Annotated in this window: 14 protein-coding genes; 8 read left to right on the top strand and 6 right to left on the bottom strand. The window is 43.4% G+C overall.

Going from position 1 to position 20602, the window contains the following annotated elements; genetic code table 11:
• Nucleotides 1–90: 90 nt before the first annotated feature.
• From QZ938_RS26665 to QZ938_RS26650, 4 genes are all read right to left on the bottom strand, one after another.
• Nucleotides 91–255 carry a hypothetical protein gene (locus tag QZ938_RS26665; protein WP_293354509.1) on the bottom strand — a complete coding sequence of 55 codons (165 nt, stop codon included), beginning with the start codon at nt 253–255 and terminating at the stop codon, nt 91–93.
• A 205-nt stretch (nt 256–460) separates the two neighbouring features.
• Entirely contained in the window at nt 461–1033 is a 573-nt protein-coding gene (locus QZ938_RS26660; RefSeq protein ID WP_293354507.1) for a Uma2 family endonuclease, read from the bottom strand.
• Between the two features lie 87 nt (nt 1034–1120).
• The gene (locus QZ938_RS26655; protein ID WP_293354505.1) at nt 1121–2395 is read right to left on the bottom strand and encodes an ATP-dependent DNA ligase; all 1275 of its coding nucleotides are present in this window, start codon (nt 2393–2395) and stop codon (nt 1121–1123) included.
• A gap of 467 nt (nt 2396–2862) precedes the next feature.
• On the bottom strand, nt 2863–3915 hold the full coding sequence (locus QZ938_RS26650) for an acyltransferase (protein WP_293354503.1): 1053 nt from the start codon (nt 3913–3915) through the stop codon (nt 2863–2865).
• 215 nt (nt 3916–4130) lie between these two features.
• Between QZ938_RS26650 and QZ938_RS26645 the strand changes: the two genes are divergently transcribed.
• The 7 genes from QZ938_RS26645 (at nt 4131) to QZ938_RS26615 (ending at nt 15275) form a co-directional block, all read left to right on the top strand.
• Nucleotides 4131–4436: a glutaredoxin family protein gene (locus QZ938_RS26645; protein WP_293151810.1), complete on the top strand. Its 306-nt coding sequence runs from the start codon at nt 4131–4133 to the stop codon at nt 4434–4436.
• A 240-nt stretch (nt 4437–4676) separates the two neighbouring features.
• Nucleotides 4677–5951: an RNA-guided endonuclease IscB gene (gene iscB / locus QZ938_RS26640; RefSeq protein ID WP_293354501.1), complete on the top strand. Its 1275-nt coding sequence runs from the start codon at nt 4677–4679 to the stop codon at nt 5949–5951.
• Nucleotides 5952–6051: 100 nt separating this feature from the next.
• Nucleotides 6052–7545 (top strand): UDP-N-acetylmuramoyl-L-alanyl-D-glutamate--2,6-diaminopimelate ligase, encoded by a 1494-nt coding sequence (locus QZ938_RS26635; protein WP_293354499.1) that lies wholly within the window; start codon nt 6052–6054, stop codon nt 7543–7545.
• Between the two features lie 174 nt (nt 7546–7719).
• Nucleotides 7720–7893 (top strand): ATP-binding protein, encoded by a 174-nt coding sequence (locus tag QZ938_RS26630; protein ID WP_293151729.1) that lies wholly within the window; start codon nt 7720–7722, stop codon nt 7891–7893.
• A 424-nt stretch (nt 7894–8317) separates the two neighbouring features.
• A complete protein-coding gene (locus QZ938_RS26625) occupies nt 8318–11035 on the top strand; it encodes a hybrid sensor histidine kinase/response regulator (RefSeq protein ID WP_293354497.1) in 2718 nt (905 codons plus the stop codon).
• A gap of 154 nt (nt 11036–11189) precedes the next feature.
• A complete protein-coding gene (locus QZ938_RS26620; RefSeq protein ID WP_293354495.1) occupies nt 11190–13985 on the top strand; it encodes a hybrid sensor histidine kinase/response regulator in 2796 nt (931 codons plus the stop codon).
• 18 nt (nt 13986–14003) lie between these two features.
• A complete protein-coding gene (locus tag QZ938_RS26615) occupies nt 14004–15275 on the top strand; it encodes a response regulator (protein ID WP_293354493.1) in 1272 nt (423 codons plus the stop codon).
• A gap of 49 nt (nt 15276–15324) precedes the next feature.
• Here the strand turns inward: QZ938_RS26615 and QZ938_RS26610 are convergent, their stop codons facing one another.
• Both QZ938_RS26610 and QZ938_RS26605 read right to left on the bottom strand, forming a co-directional pair.
• Nucleotides 15325–16272 (bottom strand): DUF1350 family protein, encoded by a 948-nt coding sequence (locus QZ938_RS26610; protein ID WP_293193324.1) that lies wholly within the window; start codon nt 16270–16272, stop codon nt 15325–15327.
• A 344-nt stretch (nt 16273–16616) separates the two neighbouring features.
• The gene (locus tag QZ938_RS26605; RefSeq protein ID WP_293151744.1) at nt 16617–17432 is read right to left on the bottom strand and encodes a hypothetical protein; all 816 of its coding nucleotides are present in this window, start codon (nt 17430–17432) and stop codon (nt 16617–16619) included.
• Nucleotides 17433–18399: 967 nt separating this feature from the next.
• Between QZ938_RS26605 and QZ938_RS26600 the strand changes: the two genes are divergently transcribed.
• A complete protein-coding gene (locus tag QZ938_RS26600; RefSeq protein ID WP_293354491.1) occupies nt 18400–20598 on the top strand; it encodes an ATP-binding protein in 2199 nt (732 codons plus the stop codon).
• Nucleotides 20599–20602: the final 4 nt, after the last annotated feature.

Below are 20602 nucleotides of genomic sequence, written 5' to 3'. Positions count from 1 at the left end.
AATTTCTCAACTTGGAGTTATTCCCTCTCTGTCCACTATTATTCGCTCCAAATCTGCTCTTTATCCCTTGGGATTGTCTTGGCAGCCAGATTAACTGCTACCCCTACTTATTGAGCCGATACGTTTTTTAAATAAGTCGATTTCTGTTTCGATGGCACCGGAATTTAGCAAGTTAAGTGCCTCTGGACAGCAGCGTTTTAAGGTTTGTCCGAAGGTACGAACCAAAGGATTTCGGGGTTGAAAAAAATCTTTCATATTTCATCATATAATACCTGGAACTTTTTGATAAATTTGGGCAATCGGGCAGCGAAAATTTATACTTTTCAACGTGAGGACTTAATTTAGGTTCGATCGTTCGGACTTCAGTCCTTCTTTGGATTCTGAAGAAGGACTAAAGTCCGAACGATCGAACCAGGTTTAAGATTTTTGTAAAGTACAGAGGATCTGCTTTCATATTTCATCATATAATACCTGGAACTTTTTGATAAATTTGGGCAATCGGGCAGCGAAAATTTATACTCGTTAATTCTAACTCATCTCCTTGTCGGTAAATCTGAGAAACCCAATTCCCCTCAGGATTGAGTCGAAAACATTCAATTTGGATTTCCGATTGAGTGATGAGTACGTATTCTTGCAAACTCGATGCAGTTTGGTAATCTGCAAATTTATCGCCCCTATCAAAGTTTGCTGTTGACGGCGACAAGACTTCCACAATCAAAGACGGATACAGGATAAAATCCTCAGTGGAATTTATCTCTTTTTCGTCGCAAGTAACTGCTATATCGGGGTAATAATAACAATCTGCCTCTTCCAATCGGACTTTTATATCTGACGTGAGAACGATGCAGTCAGTACCATCAAGATGATTTCCTAGCCGCCTTACTAAGTTGCTAGAAATAACGATATGGGGCTTTTTTGCACCAGTCATTGCATAAACGTGTCCGCGTCTATATTCGTGTTTGATGGGGCTGACTCGTTCGCCTTCTAGATACTCTTCTGGGGAGATGTGGAAATTATTTTTGCTGACAAACATTGATTTTTTTTCCTAGATTCTATTTGATACTATTGGTTTATAATCGCATACCCGGATGGGAAATGGCAGTGCAGTTTCCCTACAAATTTAACAAATTTCCAAAAATCGGGCGTGCCACAGTTTGCCACTTTCTGTCAATCCTTGCGATCGCACTTTGATTTTGATTCCGCGAGGGTTCGCCTCGTACAGTCGGGCAATTTCTAGCATTTCCCCGCTGCTAAAGCCCGTTCCCACTGTTCCGATCGGTACTAACTTGCCATTGATTTCTTGTGCAACTTCGATCGCACTAAACGGCCGCCCCGCCACTTTTGTCGGAGTCAACCCGACAATAAATAAATCATATTCCTGACAGTATTTAGTCCTCACCATCGGAAATTTCTTAACATCTTTGCCGCCGACATAGAGGCTGTTGTGCAAAACCCAAACTTCGCCTTCTCTGTTTTCAGCTTCCTGCTGCTGCGCCAGTAAAAGTTTTTCGCCTGCGGTGCGAGATGTCGGTACAATTTCAAATTCCGTAGATAAACTCACTAGCATTTCGCCAACTTCAACTCCGGCGGCAATTCTTTCAGATTCGGCGGTTTTGGTCAGGTCATTTCCCTTGAAAAACAAAGCTTTAAAAATGGCATAAACTGCCGTTGGCTGAGTTGTCGGAAAACCCCTTTCAATATTAACTGTAGCAGCTTGGGCGCCCGTGCGGTGTTCGCTGCCCGTACAGCTTTTGTAATACAGTTCGCCGTCTAAAACAAAGATGCCAATTTTAGCTGCTGTGTCGGCTAAAGTGCGATCGATCGCAATTGACGCTTGTTGTCGCAGGTTTGTCGATCGCGATTGGTAGTATACTTTATCTGGCGTCGCCACCACCACCACTCGATTGCCATCGCGTTTTGGCTGTCCCCAATAATCGGCATTTTCGATGTAATAAGAACGTTCGCTGGGCGCGTCAACCGGCTGCATCGTCACAATCCTTCCCGGCTGCAAGTGCGGAGGTAATTCCGGGACAATCGGATTGTTGACAGTCTCAACTTTGGCCGCAGCCTTTGATTTTGCCGCCGGAGCAGGATTGGTGGTAGAGTTGTTTGGAGTGTTTTTAGTCGGCTTTTCTCCGGTTTCCAATTCAAACGCTCTTTTCCAAAAGCCGATCGCAATTTCCGGGTATCCTTCCGACTCCGCACACAGTGCAAAACTAATAACTTTTGCCGTACCAATTCCGCGCCCGTAATCAGCTAAATACTGCACTGCCCCTGCTTCACCCATTAAGTGCAATCCCCGCGTGACAATGCGATTGTTCCAGCGTTCTCGAATATCGGCGCTAATTTTTTTGGCTGATTTTCGCTTAGCTTCTGCGTATTCGGTACAGTCCATAATGCCTCGGTCTTTTCGTAGGGCTATTTGTACACTATACTGAAGCTTGATTCATTAGTCAAGGGAATGATTTAACCGCAGAGAACACAGAGGACACGGGTGTATCTGGCGCAAGGCAAATATATCTGTAGGGGCGAAGCATGACCGCAATCAATATGGAATGATAACTAATAACTTATATGCGGTCATGCTTCTTCAGGCTTCAAAAACTAGATGCACCCGAGGACACAGAGGGAGAGAATAGAGATCTGAATACAGGAGAATGGTGGGAGCATCTCAGTGCAAGCGTCCCCGCTCGCGTATTCTACAACTCGCGAGCGGGGACGCTCGCACTATATAAAAAAAATAAAAAATGCTTTTTGCAAAACAGAGATGCTCCTACGATGTTACCAGATTTGATATCATTTCTCCCGAAAAGAGAGAGGTCGCTGTCAACTGTCAACTGTCAACTGTCAACTGTCAACTGATTATCCCCTTGCACCTGTGATCGTTTGAAAGAACTTAGGCGTATACCTTTGTAAAAAACTCCCCACCGCCAGCGTTATTAAAGTTGCCAGAATGATTGTCAATAAATAGTATACAATGACAGTTATCGAATTGGAAGGCTTTGACAACTTGTTAAAAACTTCCTTAAAAACTGTTACCGTCGGTTCGTGAATAGCATAAACAAAAAATGCCAAACCAGAAAAATTAAAACAGGCTTTTTCTAGCTTTCCCGACACCAAATCTGAAGCGCACCAAATCGCCGCCGTACCCATTACTCTCGTGCCGCATTCTAACTGGTGTTGGAAAGTTTTAATATCGGCTGTTTGGGTTATTGCCAGCACAAGAGCCATCCCTAAGTATATACCGATAATCGCACTTTTTTGTCGGTCGAGCCAAGTTATATCCAATTTTTGAACAGCAATCAGACATCCCAAATAAAAGAACAACGGCCCCAACCACTGGATGCTAAAACCAATTTGAAAATCCAGCAACCAAGGCGTGGCAAACAAAGCTATACCTAGATAAGGTATCTTTCTAGCAATCAGCAAAAATACCGGAGATAGAATCACCATCGCCATCAAATCCCGGACGTACCAGAAATGAAATGCGATCGGATAAAGGCTTTTATATCCGGTCAAACAATCTATAAAGTTGGCAAAACTGTAGTCTCCAATATATTTTTTGTAATGCCCTTGGATAATTCCACTCGTTGCCGGTACGTTGATGACAATTAACACCAGTGTCAATAAAGCCAAGTTCCAAAACAAATAGGGAACCAGGAGAGTCCAAAACCGAGATTGGAGCTTTTCCTTGTAAGAATTCAGCGATAAATTAAAATTCCTGAAAAACAGGAAGCCTGAAAGCATGAACAAAAAAGCCACGCAAGAACCGCCCCAAGTCCCGGCAACCAACGTCTGGAAAAATTTGTCAGCATATCCCACAGAATTGATGGACGAGTGAATAGTAACAATCCCAACGATTAGAGGCAGACGCAATAATTTAATTCGGCAAGATATTTCCGGCGTAATTTGCATTTTTTACAGAAAAAGTGTAGGGTTCGATCGGCTGGCATTTGTATTGAGATGGCAAATTGTAGTAATCGGTTCGCCACCAATGCTAAGATAGCCTCGATCGTGCGTTGAGGTCAATCATGCCGGGGCTGGCTTTTTGCGAAGTCTGGTTCGCCAACTTCCGATCGCACTTTTTGCACTTTCGAGAATTTAACATCAAGTTTAATTGTACTCTGATGATGCGATTGATTTTGTACAGCAAACCCGGATGCCACTTGTGCGAAGGGTTGCAAGAAAAACTCGAACAGATTGAAAGCCTCAAGTTTCAATTGGAAGTACGAGACATTACCGAACGTGATGACTGGTTTCAAGCTTACCAGTACGAAGTGCCAGTTTTGTTTAAAGTGGAGTCCCAAGAAAAAAGTTCTGGTGGCGATGCTGCATTTTCCCCCGCAGAACAATTACCTCGTCCTTCTCCCCGCTGTACAGTTCCACAATTGGAGCAAATGTTACAGAAATATTTGCAAATCGATCGATCAGAATAATGTCAGTAACTCAGCTCTCTCATAGACTGAGCTTGTAAGAAATTGCAAGCTGTGCTGACCAGCCTAGGTCTTAACAGGCTACGTTATTTGAGTCACGACACCAAGCGAATGCGAAGCTAGTTCCTTGCTCTGTCATCTGCAATTAAACAGTCTTAAAGTCACTGAGGCAGTATTGCAGGTCTAACAAGCTCTTATAACATTGGCGAAGCTAACATTACACGCAAGTGGAAGGACACAAAAATGTCCAATTTTATTTTCGTACTTGATGCAAACAAGAAACCACTCACACCTTGCAAGCCATCAATGGCTCGTAAGTTATTAATCGCTGGTAAAGCGGCTGTTTTCAGAAGATTCCCGTGTACCATTATTCTCAAAAAAGCGGTAACAGGAACTGTTGAATCAATTAGTCTCAAGTTAGATCCAGGTTCTAAGACTACTGGCATCGCTTTACTGCAAGGCGAAAAAGTTATTTTTGGAGCTGAACTAACCCATCGCGGTCAAGCTATCAAAGCAAGTCTTGATTCTCGTCGTTCACTGCGTCGAGGAAGGCGAAACCGTCATACTCGCTACCGCCAAGCAAGGTTTTTAAACCGCACCCGCAAAAAAGGTTGGTTAGCACCATCTTTGCAGCATCGCGTAGAAACAACCTTGACTTGGGTCAACAAATTACGCAGACTGGTACCTATCGACTTAATTGTTCAAGAGCTGGTCAGATTTGACCTGCAACAATTAGAAAATCCTGAAATTTCAGGCATTGAATACCAGCAAGGCGAGCTACAAGGCTACGAAGTTCGGCAATATTTGCTTGACAAATGGAACAGGAAATGCGCTTACTGTGGCACTGAAAATGTACCTTTGCAGGTTGAGCACATTCATCCCAAAGCCAAAGGTGGAAGCAATCGAATCTCTAATCTTTGCCTTGCTTGCGAGAAATGCAATCTCAAGAAAGGCACTCAAAATATTGAGCAATTCTTAGCCAAGAAACCTGACATTTTGAAACAGATTATTGCACAAGCCAAACGTCCACTTAAAGACGCTGCTGCCGTGAATTCGACCCGATGGGCGCTGTTCTCTCGACTGAGAGAAACGGGGTTGCCTGTTGTGACTGGTTCGGGGGGACTGACTAAGTTCAATCGTACTAGACTACAATTACCTAAAACTCATTGGCTTGATGCTGCACGGGCGATCGGTCAAATTGAATCGCTAGAGGTGTTAACAAACAAACCACTGCTAATCAAAGCAACTGGACACGGAACTCGTCAAATGTGTCGCACAGACAGGTTTGGCTTTCCATCTCGGTACGTTCCTCAAAACAAGTTTGTTAAAGGTTTTCAAACTGGTGACATTGTAAAATCAGTCGTTACCAGTGGCAAGAAAATAGGTGAATATGTTGGTCGGGTTGCGGTTAGAACGACGGGTTCGTTCAATATCTCAGCATCAGGATTGGTGCAAGGGATTAGCCATAAATACTGCAAAATAGTTCACAGAAAAGATGGCTACAGTTACGCATTTTAAGACTGACGGGGACTGAAAGTCCCTCGCGTCGCTTTCCTCTCAGGACTGAAGTCTCTGAGTTTCCCGCATCCCGTATTGATTTTTATGAGGAGTTTTTCAGATGAAATTGAGAGAATTATTAGCAACACTTCCTGGCATTTCCTTTGACACCCAACATCGGGCTCTCGATGCCGAAGTCAAGGGTTTATCTACTAATTCCCATGCTTGTCAGGCGGGGGATTTGTTTTTGGGAATGCCGGGGACGCGGGTAGACGGCGGAGATTTTTGGCAAAGTGCGATCGCCAGCGGTGCAATTGCCGCCATAATTTCCACTCAAGCCGCCGAGAAAACACCCCCCCAAGACGGGGATACCTGCGTGATTGTGGCAACCGACATGGCTCAAATTTGCGGTCAAATAGCCACCGCATTTTACGGCAATCCTGCTAGCAAATTAAAACTTGTCGGCGTTACTGGGACTAACGGCAAAACTACAACAACTCATTTAATCGAATTTTTGCTCAATCAAATGCAGTTGCCGGCAGCAATTTTCGGCACGCTTTACACTCGCTGGCCGGGTTTTCAACAAACTGCACTTTACACTACACCTTTTGCGATCGACTTGCAAAAACAGCTAGCAGAAGCTGTAACCGCTGGATGCAAACACGGGGTGATGGAAGTCAGTTCCCATGCTTTAGCACAGCAGCGAGTCTTGGGCTGTACTTTTGAAGTTGCTGTGTTTACCAACTTGACTCAAGATCATCTCGATTATCACCGCGATATGGAGGATTATTTTGAGGCAAAGTCGCTTTTGTTTAGTCAAAATTATCTCACAAATCGCGCTGTAATTAATATTGACGACTCCTACGGACGGCGGATTGTTGAAAGCCTCAAATCCGAGCAAGTATGGAGTTACAGCACTACGGACAAAACTGCTGATTTGTATGCTTTTGATTTGCAATATCAGCCCAATGGAGTTAAGGGAATGTTGCACACTCCCAAGGGCGAAACTGCTTTTGTTTTGCCTTTAGTCGGTCAGTTCAATTTATCGAATATGCTGGCTGCTGTCGGTGCGGTTTTAGAATTGGGTTTAGATTTGTCCGCAATTGTGGAGAAATTAGCTCTGTTTTCGGGAGTGCCCGGACGGATGGAACGGGTGCAAATTAGTTCCGATCAAGATATTAGTGTAATTGTCGATTACGCGCACACTCCAGATAGTTTGGAGAACTTGTTGAAGGCTTCGCGGCCGTTTATTCCCGGTCAAATGATTTGTGTGTTTGGTTGCGGTGGCGATCGCGATCGCACGAAACGCCCGATCATGGGTAAAATCGTGGCAGAGTTAGCCGACTTAGCGGTTGTTACCTCCGACAATCCGCGTACCGAAAATCCCGATCGCATTTTGGAAGATGTGCTCGCAGGCATTCCCGCTGAGGTAAAACCGGTCGTGATGTGCGATCGCGCCGCAGCAATTCGCACTGCTATTATGGACGCTAAACCCGGAGATGGCGTGCTGATTGCAGGCAAAGGACACGAAGATTATCAGATTTTAGGCACCGAAAAAGTCCATTTTGACGATCGAGAACAAGCACGAGATGCCTTGACAGCCAGAATGAACTGATTCGACTAACCCCATTACACTTAGTGTTAATAGTTAACCAAATTTGGTTAACTATTAACGGCTTACTGGGTATCATTTTTGTGATTTTTTTAAGTATTTTTACTGGCATTATTGGATAATTACTAGATTATAATAGTTAGATCAAAAATAATAAAAAAAGTAATTGCGCGAATTATGATTTGTACTTCCAGGTCGATCGACCTACAAACAGTAGTAATTCGGGTCAAAGATAACGACCCTGGTATACCTGAGTCAGTGAAATTGCGGATATTAGACCACTTGTTTACTACCAAAGAGGTTGGCAAGGGGACGAGATTGGGATTGGCGATCGCCCGACAGATCGTATAAGAAACTCATCAAGGTAGTATCAAGGTTAATTCCACCCTAGGGGAAGGTACTGAGTTTATAATCTCGATCCCAATTAAAGGCAATATATAAAAGTTAATAAAATGGCTTGCGATCGAAACTTAAAATAGGGGATAGCGATCGAAGCATTGGTGGCAAAGCTCAGGGTACGATGTCGGTAAACGCAGGATTTGAAGACTAAACTTCAAGATCCCAGATTCAATGCTGTAAGTAATACCGTTGACAAAAAAGCTTGGTACAATATAATTGTTGTTTTAGTTTATTCTGCCCAACGTGTAAGGTGCGAATCTATGAGATTCTAGATTAAATCTGAAAGATTGTTCGTAGCTGGGCGCCCGACAAATACTGTTGCATAATTTTGGGAAAATCTCAAAATCTCCAATCTGAAATTTAAAACCTACTAACCATGATCGAGTCAAAGGCTCATCCCGCTAAAACTCTACCTTTACGACTTGTACTCGTAGTTCCGTTTGTCTTGCAAATCTTTGCCGCAGTCGGACTGACTGGTTATCTGTCGCTGCGTAACGGACAGCAAGCAGTAAATGATGTTTCCAGTCAGTTGCGTCAAGAGATTAGCGATCGCCTCAATTTACAAGTTCTTAACTACTTAGAAAAACCTTATCTTGTCGGACAAACAATCGTGGCTGCGGCTCAAGAAAATCAGCTAAATCTAACAGATGTCACGAAACTGGAACGAACTTTTTGGCAGTTAGTCAGCCAAGATACGGTCGAATTTATGCAGCTTGCTATGGCTGATGGTACGAGCATTTTAGTAGAAGAGTTAGTGAATGGAGACATCTTGGCTGCTGTCAACCAAAAAGCAGATTTACCTCAGCGCAAAATCTATCAACTTAATCATCAAGGTCAAAGAACTGCCCTGATAGAAACTCAAGCAAAGTTTGACCCCCGAATGCGACCTTGGTATAAAAATGCACAAAAAGCCGGAAAACCAACCTGGACATCTCATCCTTTCCTCGGTGCATTGAATAAGACGGCCACAATAGGTATATCCCTGCCAATCTATAATAGCGATGGTACGTTATTAGCAGTTGTAAACAGTATTTTTCGGATTGACAAGATTCATAACTTTCTCAGCCAGCTAAAGGTTGGTCAAACAGGACAAACGTTTATTATCGATCGATCGGGCAACCTGATTGCAAGTTCCACGATCGAAGAGCCTTATATTATAGATCGCAAAAAAAAAGATTTGCAACAAATTCCAGCCCTCAAGTCTGAAAGTCCTGTAATTCGTGCGACAGCCCAAGCAATAGTCGATCGATTGGGTACTTTTAACACCATTGCACAGGGTCAACAGCTTGATTTTATGCTGGAAAATCACCGTCATTTCGTTCAAGTTTCAACCATTAAAGACGAACGAGGTATCGATTGGCTCAGCGTCATTGTCGTGCCAGAATCAGATTTCATGGCACAAATCAATGCCAACACTCGCACCACAATTGTCCTCTGTTTGGGTGCGTTGGTTTTGGCAACCGTTCTCGGTATATATACTTCCCAATGGATTGCCGATCCGATTATGAAATTGCAACAAGCCAGTGAAGCCATTGCCACGGGTGAACTCGATCGCACAGTCGAAATTAACGATATCAAAGAATTAGCAGGGTTAGCGCGATCGTTCAACCAAATGGCAGTGCAACTCAAAACATCCTTTACAGTCCTCGAAGCTCGCGTTACCGAACGTACTGTAGAGCTTCAACAAGCAAAGGAATTAGCCGACAACGCCAACGCCGCCAAAAGCGAATTTCTCGCCAATATGAGCCACGAACTCCGCACACCCCTTAACGGCATCCTCGGTTACGCTCAAATCTTGCAACGCAGCGAACCCCTCACCTCCACAGGAAGTAACGGCGTTAACATCATCTACCAGTGCGGCTCGCACCTTCTCACCCTAATTAACGATATCCTTGACCTCTCTAAAATCGAAGCCGGTAAACTAGAAATCTATCCCGCCTCCTTCTACTTTCCTTCCTTTCTCCAAAGCGTTGTAGAAATCAACAGTATTCGAGCGCAACAAAAAGGAATTACCTTCGACTTTCTCCCAGATGATAACTTACCTATGGGAGTCCTGGCGGATGAAAAGCGTTTGCGTCAGGTACTAATTAATCTGTTGAGTAATGCCATTAAATTCACGAATCAAGGCAGCGTGACCTTCTTAGTTGAGAGAGTTGAAACAACGGATCGACCGGATTTTTGCACTCTCCGTTTCTCAGTAAAAGATACCGGAGTCGGAATTACCCCGCAACAACTAGAGCAGATATTCCAGCCATTTGAACAGGTAGGTGATATCAAAAAACAATCCGAAGGTACTGGATTAGGACTAGCAATTAGCCATAAAATTGTCTCCTTGATGGGTAGTGAAATTAAAGTCGAGAGTATTTCCGGGGAAGGTAGCACCTTCTCCTTTGAAGTAGAATTGCCCGAAGAGAAGGATTGGGCTGCGGATTCGAGAGTTGTTTCTCAGGGAACTATCCTAGGCTATGCTGGGAAACGACGCAAAATTTTATTGATCGATGACCGCTGGGAAAATCGTTCGGTATTGCTGAATCTTTTGGAACCAATTGGTTTTACAATTATTGAAGCTAGTAACGGACAAGAAGGACTCCAGCAAGTTTTACAGACTGCACCGGATTTGATTATTACCGATTTAACAATGCCAGTCATGGACGGGTTTGAGTTTTTGCACTCATTGCGATCGCATAGAGAACTACAACATCACATCGTGCTGGTTTCTTCAGCGAGTGTCTTTGAGAGCGATCGCCTCAATAGCATTAAAGCGGGGGGCAATAATTTCTTACCCAAACCCATCCAAGCTGAAATATTGCTAGAACAAGTGCAAAAGTATTTAAAGTTAGAGTGGATTTATCAGGATCCCAAAGACGAGCAACTTTGGGAGTTGGATGTAGCTCAAGAAATTAAGCCGCCATCTCACGCCATTTTAACCCAACTTGCTCAACTAGCCAAAATGGGCGATTTAGAGGGAGTGATGGAAGTCGCCCAGCAAATTTCTGATGGGGATAATGCCGCTTTTGTCCGAGAACTTATCCAGATAGCCGAGGCGTGCGAGATCAAACAACTGCGGGCATTTATTCAGCAATATCTCGCTTAATGACGAGGAGCAAAAACTCTGGTAGACGGTCGAGAAATATCCGATCGCACTGGTGATTTTGTGATCGAGATTACATTGCATCGGTCAAAAAATGTATAAAATTTTAATATAAATAAAAAATCTCATATTACTTAACTTTTTCAAAACTTTTTATATGTGTTCCTCGGAAAACAAATCAGGCGATCGCCATTTCATCCGTCGTTTACCGCTACAAGCAGTTCTGGTTGTCCCATTCGTCGTCCAAATCTTTGCAGCGGTTGGGTTAGTAGGTTATTTTTCCTTTAGAAACGGTGAACAAGCAGTCAATGACCTAGCAAATCAGTTGATAGATAGCGCAACTCAGCGAGTAGATAACCAGTTAGACAGCTATCTAGCCCTGCCGCAACAACTAACGCAAGTGACAGCCGATGCGATCGCTACCGGGCAACTTGACCTAAATAACCCCAAAGCCAGCGAACTCTATTTTTGGCGACAATCAAAAGCCTTCCCCGCGATTAGCTATTTCGGTTATACCCTGCCAGATGGCAGAGAGGTTGGGGCGGGGCGCTATTTAAATCCCAAAGATATCACCCTGTATCAAAACCTTCCCGGAGGCAAGGCATCAGACTACACCAGTGATGTTTCAGGAAACCGTGGCAAGCTGATTCAGACCTACGAATTGGACATTCTCAATGACAACAACAAGTATATCAAGGCAACCCGAGCCCAAAAACCTTTCTGGGCAGATATCTCGGGAGTTGCAACTAACAATATTCAAGTGTCTCAGACAGGTGCTGAAGCACAGGCTGGAGGTGCAAGTGAAAATGTAGGAGACTACTCAGATTATATAAGTGTTCCAGCAATTTATCCGATCAAGGATCGGAATGGAAAATTTTTAGCTTCTTTAATCTGTGATTTGCAGCTTAACGACATCAATAGATTTTTAAAGAGTCTCAAAATTAGCCACTCTGGGAAGGTTTTCATCGTTGAACCGGATGGTAGAATGGTGGCAAGTTCTGGCAAAAAACCGATTCTCAACAAACAAAAAGATCCCGTAGAAAGGTTTACAGTCTTCACCATTCCCGAGCCGTTGATTCAAACAATCGCCACTCAAATTCAACAAGAGTCGGGCAGCTTGCAATCCATTCAGACAAATCGCGAATTGAGATTCAAATACAACAACCAGCGCTATTTTACCCAAGTCACTCCTTGGAAAGATCGGTATGGACTGAATTGGCTGATTGTGGTGACGATACCAGAGTCAGACTTTATGAGGCAAATTAATGCTAATACCCGATCGACCATTCTTCTATGCTGTGGCGCCCTAGTCCTGGCAACAATCATCGGATTTTTTACATCTAGGTGGATTACTGGCCCGATTGTCCGCCTCCAAAAAGCAAGCGAGGCGATCGCAGCAGGAGACTTAGATCGCCCCGTGGAAGTAAAGGGCATCGAGGAATTGGAAGGGTTAGGGCGATCGTTCAACCAAATGGCAGTGCAACTCAAAACCTCATTCACAGTCCTCGAAGCTCGCGTTACCGAACGTACCGTAGAACTGCAACAAGCAAAGGAATCAGCCGACAACGCCAACGCCGCCAAAAGCGAATTTCTCGCCAACATGAGCCACGAACTCCGCACACCGCTCAACGGCATCCTCGGCTACGCTCAGATTCTGCAACGCAACGAATCCATCAACTCTAAAGGACGTAATGGCATTGACATCATCTATCAGTGCGGCTCCCACCTGCTCACCCTAATTAACGATATCCTTGACCTCTCTAAAATCGAAGCGGGGAAACTAGAAATAAATCCCAGCTCCTTCCATTTTCCTTCTTTTCTCCAGGGAATTGTCGAAATCAACTTTATTCGCGCTCAACAAAAAGACATTACCTTTGATTTCCTTCCCGATGCCAACTTACCTATCGGAGTCCTTGCCGATGAAAAGCGTTTGCGGCAGGTATTGATTAACTTGTTGGGCAATGCCATTAAATTTACCGAGCGCGGTCAAGTGACATTCAGAGTAGAGAAAAGTGATACAGTAAATGAGGGAAAAAATACACGAATTCGATTTGCGATCGCAGATACCGGAGTAGGCATGACCCCCAAACAAGTAGAGAAGATATTCCAGCCGTTTGAACAGGTAGGTGATACCAAAAAACAATCCGAAGGTACCGGACTAGGACTAGCAATTAGTCACAAAATAGTCTTCTTAATGGATAGTGAAATTAAAGTCGAGAGCATTTCCGGGAAAGGCAGCACCTTTTCCTTTGAAGTACAATTGCCGGAAGTTAGGGATTGGGCTGCGGATTCGAGAGTTGTGTCACAAGGGGCGATCGTAGGCTATGCTGGAGAACGACGCAAAATTTTATTGATCGATGACCGCTGGGAAAATCGTTCGGTATTGCTGAATCTTTTGGAACCAATTGGTTTTACAATTATTGAAGCTAGTAACGGACAAGAAGGACTCCAGCAAGTTTTACAGACTGTACCGGATTTGATTATTACCGATTTGGCAATGCCAGTCATGGACGGGTTTGAGTTTTTGCACTCATTGCGATCGCATAGAGAACTACAACATCACATCGTGCTAGTTTCTTCAGCTAGTGTCTTTGAGATCGATCGCCACAATAGCATTACAGCGGGCGGCAATGATTTTTTACCCAAACCCATTCAAGCTGAAATATTGCTAGAACAAGTGCAAAAGTATTTAAAGTTAGAGTGGATTTATCAGGATCCCAAAGACGAGCAACTTTGGGATCCTGATGTAGCTCAAGAAATTAAGCCACCATCTGACGCCATTTTGACACAACTTGCTCAACTAACCAAAATGGGCGATTTAGAGGGAGTGATAGAAGTCGCCCAGCAAATTTCCGATGGGGATAATGCCGCTTTTGTCCGAGAACTTATCCAGATGGCCGAGGCGTGCGAGATCAAACAACTACGGGCATTTATTCAGCAGTATCTCGCTTAATGTGTAGCATTAGAAACTATGATTAACTCAAGCAGTTCCTTTGTTTTGATTGTGGATGACAATCCAACCAACTTGTCTGTCCTCTCCAAAACCTTGAAATCCGCCAACTACAAAATTCGCATGGCAATGGATGGCGAAGAAGCCCTAGCTATGGTGGCCTATGCTCACCCAGACCTAATTTTACTCGACGTGCAAATGCCCAAAATGGACGGTTTTGAAGCCTGCCGCCGCCTCCAAGCAGACCCCGCTACTCAAGGTATCCCCATAATTTTTATGACGGCTTTGGCAGATACGGAGAATAAAATCCAAGGCTTATCCTTGGGGGCGGTGGACTACATTACCAAACCTTTTGAACCCCAGGAAGTATTAGCAAGGGTGAAAGTTCACTGGCGTCTAAAGCAACTCGCCGACACCTTAGAACAACGAGTGGCACAACGTACTGATGAGTTGGAGAAAGCCCAATTGCAATTGGTGCACCAAGAAAAACTCTCCACTCTGGGACAACTGGTGGCGGGCGTTGCTCATGAAATTAACAATCCCATTGCTTGTGTTGTAGGTAATGTTAGTGCTGTGGAAGATAGCATTAACGATCTATTTGATTTGATCGATTTATATCGCCAACAGTTCCCCGAACCCGGCCCGACAATTGAGGCATCTCTAGACACGATCGATCTAGAATATCTGCGGGAAGATTTGCCCAAACTGGTTAAATCCATGAAGGATGGGGGCGATCGCATTGTATCTATTAGTCAAAGCCTCCGCACTTTTTCCCGCGCCGACAGCGATAAAAAGCAGAAATTCAACCTGGCTGAAGGTATTGACAGCACTGTGCTGATCTTGCGCCATCGCCTCAAGGCAAATAATCTGCGTCCAGCCATTGAAGTGATTGCTAACTACGGCGATGTGCCAGAGATTAATTGTTTTCCCGGACAATTAAATCAGGTGTTTATGAATATTCTCGCCAATGCGATCGATGCTTTGGATGCAGCGTGCGTTGGGCGAACCTATGAGGAATTAGAAGCCGATCCTGGGCGAATTATTATTTCTACTTCCAGGTCGATCGACCTTTCCACCGTAAAAATTAGTATCAAAGATAACGGCTATGGTATACCAAACTCAGTAAAATCGCGGATATTCGATCATCTGTTTACTACGAAAGAGGTTGGCAAGGGGACGGGATTGGGATTGGCGATCGCTAAGTCTATCGTAGAAGAAACCCACAACGGCAAGTTAATCTGCCATTCTGCGGTGGGTGAAGGGACAGAATTTGCGATCGAACTTCCGGTGTAAAAAATATTACATTGCGCCCAGTCGCTCGATCGCGCGATCGGATGTGATATTATCGATCGACCTTGGGTGCGGACTTGAGCTTCAAAGCGCTTAAAAATTTAACACATTCAGCTTCAAGCAATCGGTATTTAATCGGCTTGATGAAGGCATTAAAATGATTTAAACCAACAATATAATTGCCAGTTTCGATAGCGATAGGGGATAAATGAGTGCCTTCTATTTCCCGAGTTAAAACTGGTAAATCTCTAGCTTTCAACTGTTCAACCAACCACAGCACATCGCTGTTTTTTTGTACTTCCAAACTTTTGTCAATATCCCTAACTGAGCCTGCTATGTCATCTCGATCGAACGAAATCAGTGCAGTTAAATTAAACAAAGAACTGCTAGCAATAAAACACTGAGTTTCTGCTCTTGTCGGCCGCACTCCCAAACCTAGTTTGTCTAACAGCACTGCGAGCGCTCGAATCGGAATTGCACTCTCGGTGTTGCTGATATCGGGAGCAATTAATAAAGAGGGTTGACCTTTAATTGAAGGTGTCTCGATACTGCTATTGTAGATTAACTTTTGAATCTGTCGGTTTTCATCTTGGCCATAACATTGATTCGCAATATTTTGCCAATTGGCATCGCTTAAAAACTCTAAAAGAGCGATGTACTTGCATCCCAAACTGTGACCCACCCAAAAATAGCTCGATCGCTCTTGATAAATATCCGACTCCCAACCCAATTTTTTCGCAACTTCCGTTAGTTCTTTCCTAAGTATCTCCTGTTCTTGCAATAAACTAACTGCGATCGGCCAGTGGCGAAAACTAAACCTAAACGGCAAAGCAACAATTGTATAGCCATCTGCAAACAACTTTTTTAAGAAATCTCGATAAAATACAGTAGGAAAAGTGCCAAAAAAAGTACCTCCTATAAATTGAATGACACCTTTTGGCTGGGGGTGAAGCGCTACCCAACTAAAAGAAATTGGCTGAAACTTAAATACTGGTTGCATCCGAATAATCCTCATACCATTTTAGATTTTTAACGTTTGTAGTGAGGACTGAAGTCCTCACTACAAACTATCGGCAAGGTGCGCGGCGGGAGCGCACCTACATACAAGAGATTTTAGGTATTTCCCACCCTATAGATCGATACGGTTCAGATAAGACTATTTATGCCCCGGAGATCCCCCTAAATCCCCCTTAAGAAGGGGGACTTTGAGAGCTTTCTTGTCCCACCCCCTACTCCCCTTTGTAGGGGCCGTGCCCCCGTGCCGGCCCTCTTAGCTAGGGGAAATCAGCATTAACTGAACCGTATTTCCCACTCTACAAAGTTGGTGGATACTTCCCTTGTTTTCTAACAGTGAGACATTTTCACGGGAATATCGAACTTGTTCATCACGGTATTTAGCGCCTTCAAATTGGCCTCATTTGGTTCAAGTTCAGCCAGAAGTTGTACTAGCATTTGAGCTTTTTCTGAATTGTCTGCGTCTGAACTAGCTAAATCCAAATTACCATCGCGCAACTCTTCCAAAACCGGCAGTATGATTGGTGGATCGATAATAATTGGCCCAGAGATTGCCGGAGGAAGCACATTCAATGCTTTGCCGCTGGCGATCGCCAGAGTGTAATTGATTTGATCGAAGTCTAGATCCCCAAGCACACCTGGAAAATCATTCGGCAAAAAAGTACCCCGAATTTCTGGATTCAGCAACACTCTGGCTGGTTTGGTTGGAGGTACGGGGCCTGGAAAGAAGCGGCGGGCGTGCAAAAACAGCGAGACATATCCCCGTATTTCTAGGCTACCCGGAGTGAGCACTGCTGGCACAAGAGGTAACAATTCAACAGATGCAGTTTTGCCAGCAGGTATTGTGAAAACCCCGCGATATCTGTTACTAGATCCGATCTGAGTCAGAGATAAAGAGGTGTTAGCGCCTTCAACGTCAATAATTAAACGAACGTTAACGCCGTCGATCGGGATTTTATTAGGATCTGGCGGTACGGGCAAACTAACGGCAAACTCAATCCGATATCGCAAGTCGATCGCTTCGAGATTAGAGATGGTGAGAAAGTATCCTTGAACGACTCGGCGAAGTACGGGAGTGAGTTCTGGTGCTGTGGGTACTGGAGGTGCAATGGGCTTTGCCAAGAGTTCAAAAGTTGAAATTTCCATGTGTCTATCTAAGTAGGTTGTGCGAGCACAAAAGTTTTGTTTTTTGCTTTTCCCTCGCTATATCTATTGATAACCGGGGGTACAAGTTAGTTACCAGTCACTTTTTTGAGTGACACTCATTTGAGCTAACCCGATCGGGCTAGCTCAACCGTGCTGGTTGACAGTGAATATAGAATTTGCTAAAAGGGCGATCGTTTTTATGGCACAAGGAAAAATGAACTTTGGCAACGAGCAATTTAGATTTAACGGATGTATTGGCAGTTGCCATAGATTATAATAAGTCAGTCCTGCACGCAGGATGACTGTGTGGCAAGGCTTTGAGATTTCGAGACGAGCGCGAACAATAACAGAAATACGTTACTTTTGCGATCGCGATCTGTAACTTCAAAGCAATCAAATTGATTAAACAATACTTCGGACAGTTTTTCAACGACTCTGTAAGCGTTACAGCGTAAGCCCTGGCATTTTTAATGTTTTTTTGAAAGTCAGGGCTAGACTCAAACATTGAAAAAATACTCATCCCTATAGCCATCAAGGGTTTGAGATACTCGATTAGATCTAAAAATGTCCGAAGTATTGTTAAATAAAGTAGTAGAATGCCGTAGAACCTCCAAATCAATACAATGACCCGCTAAGCTGTTAAACATTTAAAACAGATTGTAGGGTGCGTCAGTCCGAAGTGTTTCCCGTTTAAGCGTAAGTGTTATGGCTGACGCACCCTACTTACCCCGTTAGTGATTTAAATGCTCCACAGCTTATTTCACCCCGCCTAGAAGCTGGTAAAATTCTGCAATTCTCCGACAATACCCTCTGAAACTGGAACAAAAACATTGCCACAAAAATCAAATCGGCTAGTGAGTTTGAGCGGGCGGGAGATTACTAAAATGAGTATTTAGAAAAACAGCGATCGGGAATTAAAAATTTATAATATTTTCCCAAATCTAAAATCTAAAATCTAAAATCTAAAATGGTATTACCTCTCTCCCGAATTTTCAGCCAAGTTCCTCTCCGAACCGCTCTGCTCGTTCCTTTTCTTGTAGAAATTGCCGGCACAGTAGCGATAGTGGGTTGTCTCTCCTTTAACAGCGGACAACAAGCCGTTAACGATGTGGCAATCAAACTAAGAAGCGAAGTTACTTCCCGCATTCAACAGCATCTCAACACTTTTTTAGCACAGCCTCAGACAATCAATCAAATTAATTTAGATGCCATTAGTCTCGGAATTTTAAATATAGAAGACAGGGGAATACTTGCACGCTACTTCTCGCAGCAAATGCAGAGATTTGATACTGTTAGTTACATTCATTATAGTAATGAATTTGGAGAATTTATCGGGACAGGTAGATTGGCAGATCGCACATTGAATCTGGGAATTGTAGAAAAGTCTGCTAGCGGTAAATTTTATAATTATGAAACCAATAATACTGGCGAACGTGGCAAGTTGCTGTCAGTTACTCCTAACTTCGATCCCCGGACTCTACCTTGGTACAAAGTTGCAGCCAAGGAAGGCAAAGCTATCTGGAGTCCAATTTCTGTATGGGTAGCTCCAACTCCTAATATTAGTATTGATGCCGGTCTACCAGTTTACAAGTCAGGAAAACTGGTAGGAGTTCTAGGAGTTGCTTTAGTTTTATCTGATATTAGTGAGTTTTTAAGACAAGTGAAATTTGGACGATTGGGACAAACATTTATTGTGGATCGCTCTGGATATATTATTGCTTCTTCCACCACTGAACAACCTTTTGTCGTCGCTGCTGACGGCAAGAGTTCTAAACGAATTCAGGCAAGAGACAGCAAAGTTCCCATAATTAGTTTGACAGCCAAGCATTTGAGCGAACGCTTTCACGAGTTTAATCGAATTTCAAGCAACCAACAACTTGATTTTAAAATTAATGGCGATCGTCAATTTGTGCAAGTAACTCCATTTTCTGACAGTCGAGGTATAGATTGGCTGATTGTTGTCGTAGTTCCACAATCAAGTTTTATGGATAAAATATATGCTAATACTCGCATTACTATCATTCTCTGCCTGTCAGCCTTAGTAGTCTCTACAATTGTTGGTATCCTAACAGTTCGCTGGATTACTCAACCAATTCTTGAGATTGGAAATGCTGCTACAGCTCTGGCAGATGGTCAATTAGAATTAACATTAGCTGCCAACAGAAAAGACGAGCTGGGAGTTTTAGCAAGGACGTTCAATAGCATGGCTGCTCAACTCCAAACAGCTTTCATGAATTTGCAAAAAACCAATCAAGACAATGCTGAACTCTTGTTGCGAGAGCAAGAAAAATCCCAACAGCTAGAACAATACTTGAAAGACTTGCAAGCAGCTCAACTGCAACTGATTCAAAGTGAAAAAATGTCTGCTCTGGGCAATCTTGTGGCAGGCGTTGCCCATGAAATTAACAATCCTGTTGGGTTTATTAGCGGGAATCTCGACCAATCTATCATCGTCGTCCAAGATTTAATTCATCACTTAAAACTTTATCAGCAAAAGTTGCCAAATCCTGGACAAGAAATCGAGGAAGATGCAGAGCAAATTGAGTTAGATTATATTTTAGAAGATTTGCCACAAATGCTTTCATCTATGAAAAATGGAGTCGAACGCATCCACAACATCAGTATATCTCTCAGAACTTTTTCCCGTGCCGATACTAACTCAAAAGTTGCTACCAATATTCACGACGGAATTGACAGCACTTTGACTATTTTACAGCATCGATTGAAAGCTAACAGTCAGCGTCCGGCTATTCAAGTTATTAAAGATTATGGTAATATTCCACCAGTAACTTGCCATTTGGGACAATTAAATCAGGTATTTATGAATCTGCTCGCAAATGCGATCGATAGCTTGGAAGAAACTAATCAAGGTTTGAGTTTTGCTCAGATCAAAATAAATCCTAATATGATTGCTATTAAAACTCAATTGTCTGAGGAGACTGGCTGTGTCACGATCGCAATTAAAGACAATGGCAAGGGAATGTCAGAGTCAGTGAAGTCAAAAATATTCGAGCATTTATTTACAACGAAAGCTGTTGGGAAAGGAACTGGTTTAGGTTTATCAATCAGCAGACAAATTGTGGAAGAAATGCACGGGGGAAGTTTGACTTGTCATTCGTTATTGGCAGAAGGAACAGAATTTGCGATCGTGCTACCGCTTGTTTGAAATG

Source organism: Microcoleus sp. CAWBG27 (genome assembly GCF_020883145.1).
Lineage (GTDB): Bacteria > Cyanobacteriota > Cyanobacteriia > Cyanobacteriales > Microcoleaceae > Microcoleus.
This window is presented reverse-complemented; position numbering and strand designations above follow the sequence as displayed.